The sequence below is a fragment of the Yimella radicis genome, assembly GCF_054778255.1.
Genome location: NZ_BAAGZR010000008.1, coordinates 12,406 through 27,647 on the forward strand (window position 1 = coordinate 12,406; position 15,242 = coordinate 27,647).

The 15,242-nt window shown below is 67.7% G+C and carries 10 protein-coding genes; 2 read left to right on the forward strand and 8 right to left on the reverse strand.

Translation table 11 applies throughout. The features are described 5' to 3' along the window. Window positions 1-28: 28 nt before the first annotated feature. The 6 genes from ACYU8W_RS06130 to ACYU8W_RS06155 form a co-directional block, all read right to left on the reverse strand. Window positions 29-970: a transglutaminase family protein gene (locus ACYU8W_RS06130; protein ID WP_499467519.1), complete on the reverse strand. Its 942-nt coding sequence runs from the start codon at window positions 968-970 to the stop codon at window positions 29-31. Beyond that, window positions 967-3,540 carry a circularly permuted type 2 ATP-grasp protein gene (locus tag ACYU8W_RS06135; RefSeq protein WP_499467521.1) on the reverse strand — a complete coding sequence of 858 codons (2,574 nt, stop codon included), beginning with the start codon at window positions 3,538-3,540 and terminating at the stop codon, window positions 967-969. Before ACYU8W_RS06135 ends, ACYU8W_RS06130 begins: the two co-directional genes overlap by 4 nt. 34 nt (window positions 3,541-3,574) lie before the next feature. After that, the gene (locus ACYU8W_RS06140) at window positions 3,575-6,976 is read right to left on the reverse strand and encodes a transglutaminase family protein (RefSeq protein ID WP_499467523.1); all 3,402 of its coding nucleotides are present in this window, start codon (window positions 6,974-6,976) and stop codon (window positions 3,575-3,577) included. Window positions 6,977-7,216: 240 nt separating this feature from the next. Then, window positions 7,217-8,551 (reverse strand): DNA polymerase IV, encoded by a 1,335-nt coding sequence (locus ACYU8W_RS06145; RefSeq protein ID WP_499467525.1) that lies wholly within the window; start codon window positions 8,549-8,551, stop codon window positions 7,217-7,219. Between the two features lie 45 nt (window positions 8,552-8,596). Further along, window positions 8,597-10,684: a RecQ family ATP-dependent DNA helicase gene (locus ACYU8W_RS06150; RefSeq protein WP_499467527.1), complete on the reverse strand. Its 2,088-nt coding sequence runs from the start codon at window positions 10,682-10,684 to the stop codon at window positions 8,597-8,599. Between the two features lie 43 nt (window positions 10,685-10,727). Beyond that, on the reverse strand, window positions 10,728-11,522 hold the full coding sequence (locus ACYU8W_RS06155; RefSeq protein ID WP_499467529.1) for a lysophospholipid acyltransferase family protein: 795 nt from the start codon (window positions 11,520-11,522) through the stop codon (window positions 10,728-10,730). Window positions 11,523-11,580: 58 nt separating this feature from the next. On the opposite strand from ACYU8W_RS06155, the gene ACYU8W_RS06160 reads away from it, so the two are divergent. Further along, window positions 11,581-12,345 (forward strand): HipA family kinase, encoded by a 765-nt coding sequence (locus ACYU8W_RS06160; RefSeq protein ID WP_499467530.1) that lies wholly within the window; start codon window positions 11,581-11,583, stop codon window positions 12,343-12,345. Continuing rightward, entirely contained in the window at window positions 12,342-12,716 is a 375-nt protein-coding gene (locus ACYU8W_RS06165) for a DUF3037 domain-containing protein (RefSeq protein ID WP_141928603.1), read from the forward strand. Before ACYU8W_RS06160 ends, ACYU8W_RS06165 begins: the two co-directional genes overlap by 4 nt. Window positions 12,717-12,815: 99 nt before the next feature. On the opposite strand, the gene ACYU8W_RS06170 is transcribed toward ACYU8W_RS06165, so the two are convergent. Both ACYU8W_RS06170 and ACYU8W_RS06175 read right to left on the reverse strand, forming a co-directional pair. Then, window positions 12,816-14,306 carry a hypothetical protein gene (locus tag ACYU8W_RS06170; RefSeq protein ID WP_499467532.1) on the reverse strand — a complete coding sequence of 497 codons (1,491 nt, stop codon included), beginning with the start codon at window positions 14,304-14,306 and terminating at the stop codon, window positions 12,816-12,818. Between the two features lie 126 nt (window positions 14,307-14,432). Beyond that, on the reverse strand, window positions 14,433-15,242 hold the full coding sequence (locus ACYU8W_RS06175) for a TrmH family RNA methyltransferase (RefSeq protein WP_499467534.1): 810 nt from the start codon (window positions 15,240-15,242) through the stop codon (window positions 14,433-14,435).

The following is a 15,242-nucleotide window of genomic DNA, read 5'->3' on the forward strand; positions in this document are numbered from 1 at the left end:
CGCATCTGAGCCCACGGCCTGACTCGGCTCAGTCGGTCAGCGTCGGCTGGGCGCCGTTGCCGGTCAACGGAATCACGTCGACGGCGACATTGAGCTTGCTACCGCTGCCCTCGGCGAAGATGATTCCCTTGAGTGGGGACACGTCGCGGAAGTCGCGGCCCCAGGCGGTCACGATGTACCGCGAATCTGCGAAGTGGTTGTTCGTCGGGTCGAGATCCACCCATCCGAGCGGAGTCCGGATCGCCACCCACGCGTGGGTGGCGTCCGAGCCGGCGAGTTTGGGCTTGCCCTTCGGCGGAACGGTCTCGATGTACCCGCTCACGTACCGGGCCGGCAGACCCACGTGCCGGGCCATGCCGGCGGCGAGATGCGCGAAGTCCTGGCAGACACCAGCCTTGCCCTCGATGACCTCCTCCAGCGTGGTGGAGGTGGTCGTCATGCCCTTCGCGTATTTGAACTCGCTGTAGATCAGCTCGTACAGGTGCACCAGAGCATCGCCCAACGGACGGTTGTCCGGAAGGTGCTCCTGTGCGTAGGCGGCGACTGTCGGAGTGACATCGACCAGCCGCGACGGCAGCAGGTAACGGGTGTGGTCGAGGTCGAACCCGCCGGAGGTGGCTTCCATCTCCTCGCGTGCCGACTGCACCGTCCAATTGTTGAGTGCTTCGACATCGGCCTTCGGCCAGGTGATCTCGACGTGGGAACGCTTGGTCACCGCGAACCTGGTGTGCCGCGTCCGGATCTCCAGGTAGTGACTGAAGTTGCCGAAGAAGTCGGTGTGTTCGGACATGACGTGCGCGGGCGGCGTGACCTCGATGACGTTCGACAGCACCTTTTGGTGTTCGGTCGACCGCGGCCGCAGGCACGCCCGGCTGTAGGAGGCCGTCACGAAGTCGTCGTACTGGTACTCGGTGGTGTGGCGGATCTCGTACCGACGCGTGTTGTGCAGATCGGGGACTTGGTCGCTCACTGGCGCACTCCGACCTCGTGGATGGTGTTGACGCGACGGGGCGGCTCCGGCCGCACGAAGTAGCGGTGTGAGACCTGGTCGCTCAGGTCACGCAGCAACGAGGTCAGCTCGACGGAGACATCCACGAGCCGGGACCGCTCGTTCATGCCGAGGTCCTCCGGCGAGACCGCTTCGAGCCGCTTGGTGAGCGCATCGACGGCTGCCCGCACGCCTTCGTCCTCGATGACCTGGGTGATGCCGGTGATGCGCTTGAACTGGAACTCGAGCGACCTGGGGTTGATCGGGTCACGCAGCAGCAACTGCAGCATGCCTGCCACCGGGGACGCCGGACCGGTGCCGGACGCGAGGCGCCGGCGGAACGTGATCACGCTGTCGCACGCCCGCAGCGTCGCCTCGGTGATCTGGCCGTCCGCCACGGGCGAGCGTTCGGTACCGATCGCCACCCGCAACAACGTCGACACCTGCAAGGAGCGCTCGACCCTTCGTCCCAGGTCCATGAAGGCCCATACCTCGTCGCGCACCGTGTTCTCCGACGCGAGGCCGGCAAGCCCGACGAGGCACTCGAGCACCTGCGCGAGGACACCCGGCAGTGGCTCGTCGTCGTCGACCGGACGATTGATCGCACTCTGCAATCGGCTCAGGATCAGCCACGTGTCGGGCGAAAGGAGTTCACGGACGGCGTACGCGGCACGCGACAGGTTGCTGACCGTGTACGCGATGGTGCCGGGAGTGTTCTCGGCGAAGACGATCGTCCGGAGGAACTCGGAAGGGTGCGAATCGCCTTGTGGCGCAGCCACTCCGGTGACCTGGCTGAGCGCCTGCACCATTTCTCGCATGGCGGCCTGCCCGGGTGAACCGGACCGGCCGTGGTGATCGGCGACGAGGTCATCGACCACCGTCGCCAGACGGGCGGTCGACTCCGCGCGCTCGGCGTAGCGTCCGAGCCAAAAAAGGTCGTCTGCAACGCGTGGGGCCAGAGACATCGAGTCGGGTTCGACGGTGAGCTTGAGGGTGTCGCGGTGACGTCCGCGCTCGGCCATCGCTACCTCGAACTCGGTCGGAGCCAGCACCCAGACGTCCTTGGCGATGCCACCGTGGGAGTTGGACACGTTCCAGCTCGTGCTGTTCGCCGCGACGCGACCCAAACCGCCCGGCAGGAAGCGGTATCCGTCGTTCGCCCCGACCCCGAAGGTGCGCAAGACCAGGCGCCGCGGTTCGAGACCTTCGGCCGCGATCACCGGAGCGGTCGACATCGCGACCTGCTCCTGTGCCGCCCACTTCCACGGCTCGGCCTCGATCTGAACTCTGAGGTCGTCCAGTTCGCTCGACGACAGTTCCCAACCGTGCGTCGCCGGGTCTGCTTCTCCGCGACTGATCGGTTTGATGACGAGCTCATCGAGACGGTCCATCGCCTCGGCACGCTGCTCGCGGTCACCGAACCACCAGGTGCGGGCGTCCGGAAGCAACAGGTCCTCGCCGAGCAGTCGCTTCGCGGCCTCCGGCAGGAACGGCACGAGCGCCGGGTTCTCCAGCACACCGCTACCGAGCGGGTTCACCACGCTGATCATCCCCCGGCGCGCGGCCTCGGTGAGCCCGGTGACGCCCAGACGCGAATCACCCCGCAGATCAAGCGGATCCGACCATGCGGCGTCCACGCGACGAACCAACACGTCGACATGCTGTGGCTTGTGAGTCGTCTGTCGCCAGACCCGTCCGTCGCGCATGGTGAGGTCTTCGGCCTGCACGACCGGCAGACCCAGCAGGCTCGCCAGGAAGGCCTGGTCGAAAGCGGTCTCACTCGCCGGTCCGGGTGACAGCAGCGCGATGTTCGGCTGATCGACTGCGACCGGGGCTGCGTCGAGCAACGCGTCGCTCATCTGGTCGAAGAAGCCGCGCAGTCGAGCGAGGGCGGTGTTGCGGTACAGCCTCGGCATCGTCCGAGCCACGATGCGTCGGTCAGCCATCGCGTAACCAGCTCCGGACGGCGCCTGGTTACGGTCGGCAAGCACCGTCCAGGCGCCGGACGCATCGCGGGCCAGGTCCACGCTGGTCATCACCAGTTGGCGATCGCCCGGCAACCGGATGCCGTCGGCCGCCGGCAGGAATCCGTCGTGCCCCACGACGGCAGCCGCCGGGATGACACCCTCGCTGATCATGCGACGCTCGCCATAGAGGTCGCCGAGCAGGGCGTCCAGCAGCATCGCCCGTTGGGCCAGGCCGCGCTCGAGTCGCGCCCATTCGTCGTCCGACAGCACCACCGGCAACGGGTCGAGTTGCCAGGGACGGGCCCGGTCCTCACCGGCGACGGTGTAGGTGAGGCCGTCCTCCTTGATGTGCCGGGCAGTCGCCGCCTTGCGCGCCAGCAGGCCACCGATGCCGATCGACTCGACGATGTCGGTCAGCTGCTGGTGCTGTTCGGTGCCGGCATCGCTGAGCCACTCGTCGACGCAGATGCCGCGGTGATCGCCAGAGTCGCCGGCATGCTGCCCGGAGTGCTCCTCCGTGCTGCGTTCGACCCGTTCTCGATACCGGCTCAGCACACCGGAATTGGCCTGGGGTTGCGCCGTCATGAAGTCACCTTATGAAATCGTCCGCGCCCTCGGGTCATGCGCGCCGACCGGCCGAGAAGCGGCGCAGGTCGAGCGTGGACGGGTATTCACCATTGCCGTGCCGCACCTGGGTTTCGTACGACGGCCAGCCGGACATGTCGACCGTGCCGGACGTGTGCCCGACCGCCTCGAAGCGGCTCCCACGGCGCGATTCTGCTTCGGCGGCGTTCACCGGGTAGGAGTCATAGGACCGGCCGCCGGGATGCACGACGTGATAGGTGAAACCGCCGAGCGACAGACCGTTCCAACGATCCACCAGGTCGAACACCAGCGGAGAGTGGACGCCGATCGTCGGGTGCAGTGCGGACGGCGGCGACCAGGCACGGAATCGCACCCCGCCGACCATCGTGTCCGGCGCACCACCTGTGCCGGGAGTGCCTGTGCCCCAACCGGATCCAGCGACCGGCACCAGCGGTACCGGCACTCCGTTGCAGGTGATGACGTGACGTCCGGGTACGAGGCCGGTTGCCGCGACCTGCACCTTCTCCACCGAGGAGTCGACGTAGCGCGAGGTGCCCCCCTGGGTCACCTCTTCACCGAGGACGTGCCACGGCTCGACGGCCTGGCGCAGTTCGAGGTGGACGCCGGCGATGTCGGTCTCCCCCAGCCGCGGGAAACGGAACTCCAGGAACGGGTCGAGCCAGGACGGGTCGAACTGGTGTTCCGGCCCGAGATACCGGTTGATGTCGCAGACCACATCCCGCAGGTCGGCTGCAGCGAACGCGGGCAGCAGGAACCGGTCGTGCAGGCGTGAACCCCAGCGAATCAGCGAGCCGGAGTAGGGCTGGTCCCAGAAACGCGCGACCAGCGTACGCACCAGCAACGCCTGCACCAGCGACATCTGAGCGTGCGGCGGCATCTCGAAACCGCGCAGCTCCAGGATGCCGAGACGGCCGCGGTCGGTGTCGGGACTGTAGAGCTTGTCGACACAGAACTCGCTGCGGTGGGTGTTGCCGGTGATGTCGGTCAGCAAATGACGAAGCAACCTGTCGGTGATCCACGGACGCGGTTCACCATCGGATTCCTTTGTGGCGCGGTCGAGTTCGTGAAAGGCGATCTCGAGTTCGTAGAGCGTCTCGTGACGTCCTTCGTCAACGCGCGGCGACTGGCTGGTCGGGCCGATGAAGCGTCCGGAGAAGACATAGGACAACGCCGGGTGGTGCTGCCAGTAGGTGATCAGACTGCGCAGCAGATCAGGGCGACGCAGCAACGGCGACTCGGCGGGTGTGGAACCACCGAGCGTGATGTGGTTGCCGCCGCCGGTGCCGGTGTGAGTGCCGTCGATGTCGAACTTCTCCGTCGCCAGACGAACCGACCGGGCGTCGTCGAAGAGCGTGGTCGTGAGCGTCTCCAGCTCGGCCCACGACGAGGTGGGTTGCAGATTGACCTCGATGACACCGGGGTCGGGCGTCACGGTCAGCGAGGTGAGGCGGCCACCACCGCTCGGCGGCGCGTAGCCCTCCAGCACGACCGGCGTCTCGGTCGCCTTCGCGGCCTGTTCGATCGCCCCGAGCATGCGCAGCGCGTCGTCCAGCTCGGACAGCGGCGGCAGGAACACGAACAGGTGGCCCTCGCGCGCCTCGACGGTCAACGCCGTCCGCGGAGCCTCCTCGATGTCGTGCACCTGAGCGCTCGGGACCTCGGTTCCGAGGGATCCGGGATCGGGCAGGGTGCCGCTCGCCGCGAACGGCGAGGCGTCGGGGACGTACGGTGCCTCGGCCCAGGCGATCGAACCGAGCGGCAGGCGCAGGCCCATCGGCGAGGTGCCGGGCGTGAGGTAGAGGTGCTCGCGGCGGGTCTGCCAGACAGCCGTGCCCCAGCCGTCGCCGTCAGGTGCGGGGAAGATCGGCAGCACCCACCCGGTGGGCAGCTCGGGTGCGATCTGCTTCGATTCCAGCTTGCTGCGTCGATCGGGGTCGAGTGCACCGACGTCGTCACCGGGGCGGTCGCCGCTCGGCTGACGAATCTCGTTGTGCCAATCCGTGATCGGGTCCTCGTAGCCAGGTCGGACGACCTCGTCGGGCAAGCCGAGCCGGGCTGCGAGGTGCTGGGTGAAGTCGCGGACGACCATGGCACGCTCGTGGTCGTCGGCGGGCACGACGGCGTCGCCCCACGGGTCGTCGAGGAGTGACTGCTCCTGCCACATCGGCGTGCCGTCGGTACGCCAGATGAGACCGATCTGCCAGCGCGGCAACGGTTCTCCCGGGTACCACTTGCCCTGACCGTGGTGCGTGATCCCGCCCTTGCCGTAGCGCTTTCGCAGTTTGTCGGCCAACTCGACCGCCAGCTTTCGCTTCTCCGGACCGTCGGCGGCGGTCTCCCACTGCGGAGTCGAGGTGTCGTCGGCTGACACGAACGTGGGCTCGCCACCCATCGTGAGCCGGACGTCGCCGGCCTGCATCAGTTCATCGACGTGCTCGCCCAGTGCGCGCACCTTCGACCACTGGTCGTCGGTGTAGGGCTTGGTGACCCGCGGGTCCTCGAAGACCCGGGTGACGGTGTTCGCGAAGTCGAACTCGACGTTGACCGGCGCCGTCGCACCGCTGATCGGTGCTGCCGCGGACGGGTGCGGCGTCGCGCAGAGCGGGATGTGACCCTCCCCGGCGAAGAGGCCGCTGGTTGCGTCCATGCCGATCCAGCCGGCACCCGGTACGAAGACCTCTGCCCAGGCATGCAGATCGGTGAAGTCCTCATTCGGACCGCTCGGGCCGTCGAGCGCTTCTTGGTCGGCGGTCAGCTGGACGAGGTAACCGGACACGAATCGAGCCGCCAAACCGGCGCGGCGCAGCGCCGCGATCAGCAGCCAGGCGCTGTCACGACAGGACCCGATGCCGCGATCGAGGGTCTCCCGCGGGCTCTGCACTCCGTGCTCCATCCGCACGGAGTACGAAACCGCCCGGTTCACAGCCTGATTCATCGCGACCAGGAAGTTGACGATGCCCGGGTTCTGATCGCCCGGTTGCGCATCGGCGATCGCCTGGTCGATCCAGGACTGCGTCTGCTCGCTGAGTCCGCTGCCTTCGTCGGCGTCGTCGACGACTCGCAGGTACGGGTCGAGGTCGGCGCGCAGATCGTCGGGATAGGTGAACGGGTAGTGCTCGGCGTATTCCTCGACGAAGAAGTCGAACGGGTTGATCACCGTCATGTCGGCGACCAGATCGACCGTGACCTCCAGCTTGTCGACCCGCTCGGGGAAGACGAGGCGCGCGAGGTAGTTGCCGAACGGATCCTGCTGCCAGTTGATGAAGTGATTGCTCGGAGAGACCGTCAGCGAGTACGCGGTGATCGGGGTGCGACTGTGCGGCGCCGGGCGCAGCCGGACGACGTGCGGGTGAACCGTCACCGGTTCATCGAAGGTGTAGGTCGTGCGGTGGTGGAGGGCTACCCGGATCGTCACCCGCCCCACCTTAGCCATCCGAAGCGGTGCGTCAGGGGCTGCTCACCAGCCGGTACCGCGCACTTTCACTTGGCTGTGATGAGCATCCGCGTCATGGAAGAAATCGCGCAGGGAAGCCGCCAGCCAAGCGCGTCGTTCAACGCCATCCGATGACCCTGAGGTGCCGCCGGCGCGGTCGTCGAAGACGGGTGTTGCTGCATCTGATTCATCCCGTGCACGTTCACAGCGCACAGGTAAGCATCAAGTCCACTCCGGCGGGGCGGCGTGCTCCAGGTGTGGATCATCGGCCTTGAAGGTGCGGACCGGTCCGGGTGCGGTGGTCGGGCCCTCGAATCGAACGGTGACTCGGCCCAGGCCGCTGCCCCACACCCAACCGGCACCGTGCTCGGCGTGCCGGACGTCGGCGCCCGGTGTCCAGGTCTGCGGGTTGCGGCCCCAGCCGTCGTCGACATCATGCGCGGTGACCGCGGCTTCCGGGGACGGCTCCTCGACCTCCTCCTGCTCGAAGGACATCCGTTCCTGGGCGTGCGGCGACATGCCGGACACCCCGAAACCGAGCAACCGCAGGCCCGCTGCGGTGTCCGCACCGACGAGCAATCTGCGGGCTACCGACAGGATCGTTGCGAGGTCGCCGGTCGGGTGCAGCGTGCTTTCCGATCGGGTGAAGGTGGAAAAGTCGCCGTGCCGCACCTTGATTGTCATCGTCCGGGCGAAGTGTCCGTGCTCCTGCAAGCGCGCAGTGACCCGCTCCACCAGCTTCACCAACTCACGATCGAGAACGGTGCCGTCCGCGACGTCGACCGGGAAGGTCTCCTCGGCCGAGATGCTCTTGGCCTCACGCTCGGTGACGATCGGGCGATCGTCCCTCGCGAAGGCCATCTCGTGCAACCCTCGTCCGTGGGACTCACCGAAGATGCTCACCAGGTCGGTCACCGACATTCGTTGCAGGTCGGCAACGGTCTCGACGCCGAATGAGCGCAGCCGCTCGCCCGTCACCGGACCCACGCCACCGAGCACTCGAACCGGTAGTGGACCGAGTACCTCGTTCTCGTGGCCGGCCGGGACGATCACCAAACCGTTCGGCTTGTCCAGGTCCGACCCGATCTTCGCGATCTGCTTCGAAGTGCCGATCCCGACACTCGCCGTCAATCCCCCTGTGCGCTCGGTGATCTCGCCGAGGAGGCGTTGAATCCGGTTGTGCAGCGCGTCGACCGCGAAGTCGGTGATATCGCCGTGTGCGAGGTCGACGTACGCCTCGTCCACGGAGACCTGCTCGACGGTGGGCGACAGGTCGTGCAGCAGTTGCATGACGATCGCGCTGGAGGCTCGGTACGCGGCGCCGCGAGGGCTGAGGAAGGCCGTGCCGGGCGGACACAGTCGGCGCGCCTGAGCGGTAGGCATGGCCGACCGGGCTCCGAACTTGCGCGCCTCGTAGGAAGCGGTCGCCACGACGCCTCGTCCACCCGTCCCGCCGACCACCACGGGTTTGCCGCGCAGGCTGGGTTTGTCGCGTTGCTCGACCGCGGCGAAGAAGGCGTCGAGGTCGAGGTGCAACACACTCGGACGGCTTCTCACCGTTCCATTGTCGCCTGCCGGACGCAGCCCGCGAACCGTCGGTTTTCAGCCGAGGCTGCGATGGATCACCAGCGGCAGGACGCGGGCCGCTCCTCGCTCGCGCAGCGCAGCGGCAGCCACCGTGGCCGCCCAGCCGGACGACGTCCGGTCGATCACCAGCAGAACCGTATGGCCGTCGACGTTCGCGTCCGGGCCGGCGCCGAGGCGATCACGAAGGACGGCGGCCTCGTCGGCGCTCGGCAGATCCGTCGGGATGCGATCGGTCGCCCAGACCGCGTGCGGGAGCCGGCCGGCGTTCGCCAGGTGCTCGGCGACCGAACCCGCCAGATCCGGCATGCCGCCCGGAGCCACGGCAATCATGCAGGTCGGCCGGTCCACCCACTGCTTGCTCCAGTCGGCGAGGGTGTGCACCGCGTGTTCGAGCAGTTCAGGATCGGCTGCCGCTCCCGTCTGCAGGCAACCGGCGAGCGAGTCGGCCCACTCCGGCGCGTCGGCATGGACGAGTACCCGTCCGGGGTCAGCCGCCTGGGCGACCGGGATCTTGCCGCGGGTGCCATACGCTCCCCCGGGCCACATCTTGCGTGGTTCCAGCACGTGGCGCTCGGTGCGCAGCACCCGTCGCACACCGCGCATCGTCTCCGAATTCGCCTCTGCGGCAAGACCTTCCGGTAAGCCGCCGATACAGACCGAGCAGCGACCGCACGGTGCAGCGGACGGGTCGTCCAAGGACTCCTGGAGCAACTGCATGAGGCAGCCTTGGCCACGTACGTAGCGACGCATGATCTCCGCTTCACGGCGACGCGTCGCCAACACCGAGTCGTAGTGCTTCTGGTCGTAACTCCAGTCCTTGCCGGTGGACGACCACCCGTCGGTGGTGCGGACCACGATGTCGTCAACAGCCAACTGCTTCAACAACAGTTCGACCCGCGTGCGCCGCACTCCGGACTCGGCCTCGAGCGCCACCACGGACAGCGGCGACACTGCCTGACCCAGGAGTTCGAGGATCCGCTCGACCTCCTTCGGCTTGGGAATGGTGGCCGTGGCGAAGTACTCCCAGACAGCCTCGTCCGAAGCAGACGGAAGCAAGGTGACCAGAGCATGGTCGATCGCGCGGCCGGCACGTCCGACCTGTTGGTAGTAGGACACCGGTGACGGCGGAGCCCCGACATGCACCACAAACCCCAGGTCCGGCTTGTCGTATCCCATGCCGAGGGCGGACGTCGCAACCAACGCCTTGAGTTCGTTACGCCGCAGCGCGTCTTCGAGTCGCTCGCGTTCGGCGCCGTCGAGTTGCCCGGTGTAGGCGGCGACCTGCAGGGACGGATCGCCAGAGTACTTGGTGCGCAGCACCTCGGCCAGACGTTGAGCATCGGCCACGGTCAGCGTGTAGATGATGCCCGAACCGGGCAGCGTCGGCAGGTGATCGGCCACCCACGCGAAGCGGGCGAGCGGATCCATCTGGGCTGCAACCGCGAGCGTCAGACTGGACCGGGCGAGTGGTCCACGAAGCACCAGGGTGTCCGAACCCAGTTGTGCCGCAACGTCTTCCACCACGCGCGCATTGGCGGTGGCGGTCGTGGCCAGGACGGGTGTCTGCGGGTTCAGGCGTCCGAGCACGTCGACCACACGTCGGTAATCCGGACGGAAATCGTGGCCCCAGTCGCTGACCGCGTGTGCTTCGTCGACGACCACCATGCCGAGGCGTCCGGTCAACGCATCGAGCACTCGTGCACCGAACCCCGGGTTGGCCAGACGCTCCGGTGACACCAGCAGAACGTCGAGACGATCGGCCGCGAGGTCGGCCTCGATCCGGGACCAGTCGTCGATGTTCGAGGAGTTCAAGGTCGCCGCGACCAGGCCCGCTCGTTCGGCCGCCTGCACCTGGTCGCGCATCAACGACAGCAGCGGCGAGACGACCAGCGTCGGTCCGTCACCGCGGTCGCGCATCATCGTCGTGGCGATCCAGTAGACCGCCGACTTGCCCCACCCGGTCGCCTGGACGACCAGCACGCGGGACCCGGGCTGCGAGAGCGTCTCGAGTGCTTCACCCTGTCCGTCGCGCAAGGTGGCGTCGGGACCGGCGAGGGCACCCAGCACCCGACTGACGGCGTTCTGCAGGAGTTCGGTCGACATGCCTCGACCCTTTCACGGGGTACCGACAACGCGGCCCGGAGACCTAAGGCTGTGCAAAACCCTTCTTCTTGGCGGCCTTCGCCGCCTTCTCCGCCTTGCGTGCCGCACGCCGCTGACGTTCCTGCTCCTCCATCTCGGCCGCCTCGTCCACCGTGGGAGCCGTGCCGCCGAGCGCCTTCGGAAGGAAAGCGAGGTCCTCACCGGTCATCGGCGGGTACTGCGCCTTGGCCCGGTCGAGCATCTGCTTCATCTCGGCCTTCAGCTGTTCGGTGAGCTGCGCCGGGTCGGCGTCGGCAGGCGCTTCGATCGGGCGGCCGACGTTCACGATGATCGGAACACCGGTGCGGCCCAGCTTCTTCGGGTGGTCCTTGGTCCAGATCCGCTGCGAGCCCCAGACGATCGTGGGGATGATCGGGACGCCGGCTTCCTGAGCCATCCGCACCGCGCCGGTCTTGAACTCCTTGAGTTCGAAGGAGCGCGAGATGGTGGCCTCCGGGAACACGCCGATCAGTTCGCCGCGCTGCAGAGCCGCGACCGCTTCGCGGTACGCACCGGCGCCCGCCGATCGGTCGACCGGGATGTGCTTCATCCCGCGCATCAGCGAGCCGACGCCCAACATGTCGAACACTTCCTTCTTCGCCATGAAGCGCACCAGACGTCCGACGTCCTTGAAGGCGTACCCCGCGAGGGCGAAGTCGAGGTATCCGATGTGGTTGATCGCGACGACACCGCCACCGGTCTGCGGAATGGCCTCCTGGCCGGTGCGCTGGAAGCGCAGCCCCTGCGCGGCGAACAACCCGCGGGCGAAGTGAACGACGGGTGTGTAGACCGGCTCCATGCGGGCAACCCTATCGACGAGTCAGCTTGCTCGTGCGCACGCTCACTAGAGTGGCCGTGTGCTGCCCATCGTCAACGCCCTGCGCTACGTGGTCCCGCTGCGCGAGGGTGGTTCGCTGCCCGGTGTGATGGAGGCGGACGACGAGGGCACCTGGGTGGTCAAGTACCGCGGCGCCGGTCAGGGTGTGAAGGTGCTCGTGGCTGAGATCATCGTCGCCGGCCTCGCTCGCGCCCTCGGCATCCGCGTCCCCGATCTGAAGCTCGTCGACATGCCAGAGCAGATCGCGAAGTACGAGGCCGACGAAGAGGTGCAGGACCTTCTCACCGCGTCCGTCGGCTTGAACCTCGGGATGGACTTCCTACCCGGCGCGTTCAACTACGACGGCTCGACTCCCCCGCCGCCGGACGAAGCCTCGGCGATTCTCTGGCTCGACGCCTGTGTCGCCAACATCGACCGCACCCCGCACAACCCGAATCTGTTGCGTTGGGGCAAGAATCTGTGGGCGATCGATCACGGCGCCGCCCTCTACTTTCATCACTCCTGGCCCTCGAGGGCACCCGACCCTGCGCGGTTCGCCGCCGCACGCTTCGACGACTCCTCGCACATCCTGCGCGAGGTCGCAGATGACGTCAGTGCCGTCCATGAACGCGCCACCGCGATCCTCAGCCGGGAGCTCATCGCTCGCGTCCTCGACGACGTGCCGGACGAGTGGCTGGAGTCGACGGCCGATCTGCCGGGCCCGGAAGCGGTCCGCGCGATGTACGTGGAGCACCTCGTCGAACGCCTCGCTCGTCCGGACGCGTGGATGCCGAGGAACGCATGATCGGTTACCAGTACGCCGTCCTGCGGTTCGTGCCGGCAGTGGAGCGTGAAGAGTTCGTCAACATCGGTGTTGTCGTCTACGCACAGATGGCCGACCACCTGAGCGTCGAGTGGCTTCTTCGTTCCGACCTGGTGCGAGCACTTGCACCCGAAGTCGATCTGAGCGAGATCGAGACTGCGCTGGCGTCGTTGCGTGCTTGTGCCGCAGGCGAATCCGCGCCCGGAAAGCCTTCGATCCGCTCGCTCGGAGCACGCTTCGGTTGGCTGGTCGCGCCGCGAAGCACAGCGATCCAGCCGGGGCCGGTGCACGGCGGGCTCACCGACGACCCGGCGGCGGAGGCACGAAGGCTGCTCGACCGACTCGTCGGGTGAACGCCGGACGCTCCCCTCGCCGTAGCGAGAGGAGCGCCCTCCGTGCTGGTTCCGTCCGCGCGACCCACTCAACGAGTCAGCCGCGCGGACCGAAGCTCATTACTTGCCGTCGCGGCCGCGCACGTCGTCCCGCAGGGAACGAATGCGGTCACCGATCGACTTGTGGTCGCCGTCCGCGTCGCGCTTGACCTCCTGGACGCCGTCGCCGACCCGGTCGTCCCGGATGCCGTCGTGCCCGGCCTCGACGTCATGCTGGTCGCCCGAGGTGTGCCAGTCGGCGCCGTCCTGCAGGTTGCCGGTGTCCCCGGAACGAACCGCGTCGTCACGACCCACGCCGTAACCGCCGGCCGCCGTGGAGCCACCGACCGTGCCTGCGCCGGCCTGGTTCGGCTGACCGCCGGAGTCCGCAGAGCGGTTCTCGAAGCCGCCGGTCTCGCGGGACTCGTCGTTCGAGTTCTGCTGTCCCGCAGTCTGGTCGGTGTCATAGCCAGGCTGCTGTGCGTCATGCTGCTGCGCCCAGCCCGCGGACGACTCGTCGGCGTACCCGCCCTGGTCGACCTGACCCCGGCTACTGTCGTTCTGGCCCCAGTGCTGTCCGTCCAGGCCACCCTCGTGCTGGTAACCCGGCTCGTTGCCGCGATCAAGGGTCCGGCCGTCGTCGTAGGAGTGACCGCCGAGGCCACCTTCGCGGTCGCCGTCGTGCAGCGTGCCCTCGTGGCCACGCGGACTGTTGCCCGCCAGGCCGTCGCCGAAGTGCGTGTCGGTCTGACCCTGCTCGTCGTAGCCACCGTGGTGAGTGTCGCCGGCGACATCGCCCATCGTGCTGGTCTGACCGATGCGGTCGGCGTCACGGTCGCCGAAGTGGTCACCGTCGTTGTCACGGTCACGCAGGTCCATGCCCGAGTCACGACCATCGTTGTCACCAAAGGGGTCGGCGTCGTGGTCGCCGAGGCGGTTGCCGTCGTTGTCACGGTCACGCAGGTCCATGCCCGAGTCACGGTCGTCGTTGTCACGGCCCTGGTACGCGGCGGCACCAGCGCCCGCGGCACCCAGACCACCGGCGGTTGCGGCAGTGCCCCCACCCGGCCCGTCACCGTCCCGCTGGTCAGCAGCACGTCGGTCGGCGTCGTGGTCACCGAAGCGGTCACCGTCGTTGTCACGGTCACGCAGGTCCATGCCCGAATCACGGTCGTCGTGTCCGCCGGGGCGCGAACCGTCGAGACGGTTGCCGTCCTTGTCGGTCTCGACGTCGGGGTCGAGCAGGTCGGCCCGGCGCTGCTTCTCGTCGTAGTCGTCGCGCACGCTCTGCGCGTCGTTCACCTTGGCCGACGCAGCCTGCTCAGCCTTGCGCGCCTCCGCAGCGGCACGGTCGGCCTGCTCGCGGCGCTGGCCTGCTTCACGCGCGGCGAGGTCGGCCTCGCGCTCGCGCTCCTTCAGCTGCATCTCCTGGGCGGCGGCGTTGTCGCGCAGCTGTGCTGCTTCCTCGCGCTGCCGTTCCTTCTTCTTCTTGTTGTTCATCATCGCGACGAGCGCGATGATGGCGAGCACCACCACCGCGGCGATGATGATCCAGAGGATCGGGTTGTCCATTACGACTCTCCTGCCTTCGTGAGATCGAATAGGTCGACCCCGGTAGGTGGTTCGACAACCGAACGTACGCGCTGACGGGCGTCCGTTGGTCTGTCCCGCCTGATGAACGTTCGGACGGGAGTCGGTTCAGTCTTTCGTCGCCCAGAGTGCGACGGCGGACGCCGCCGCCACGTTGAGCGAGTCGACGCCGCCGGCCATCGGTATGCAGACGGTGCGAGTGCTCAGTGCCATCGTGCGGCGCGACAGTCCGTCACCTTCCGTGCCGACCACAAGACACAACCGGTCGTGATCGGCTGCGGCGAGTTCGTCCAACGTTTGGGCCTCGTCGTCCAGCGCGAGCGCTGCGACGTACCAACCGGATTCGCGCATTTCCTCGATTGCGGACGGCCATGGCTCGATCCGCGTCCACGGCACCTGGAACACCGTGCCCATCGACACCCGCACAGCCCGTCGGTAGAGGGGGTCGGCGCACCGGGGCGTGATGAGGACGGCGTCCGCAGCCATCGCTGCGGCCGAGCGGAAGATCGCCCCGACGTTCGTGTGGTCGACGACGTCCTCGATCACCAGAATGCGCCGCGCGTCGGCGACCACGTGCTGCCACGCAGGCAACACCGGTCGATGCATCGAGGCCAGGGCTCCACGGTGCAGATGGAAACCGGTCATCGCCTCGATCACGGCGGGCTCCGCCACGAAGACCGGAGTGTCGTCTCGTTCGGCATCGGCCACGAGGTCTGCCAGATCGTCGAGCCAACGCTGCGCCATCAGGAACGAGCGCGGACGGTGGCCCGCGGCGAGCGCTCGACGGATGACCTTCTCGCTCTCGGCCAGATAGAGACCCTCGGCGGGTTCGAGGACGCGGCGCAGCGCGACGTCGGTCAGGCCGAAGTAATCGCGGACCCTCGCGTCGGACGGGTCGTCAATCCGGATCACGGTCAT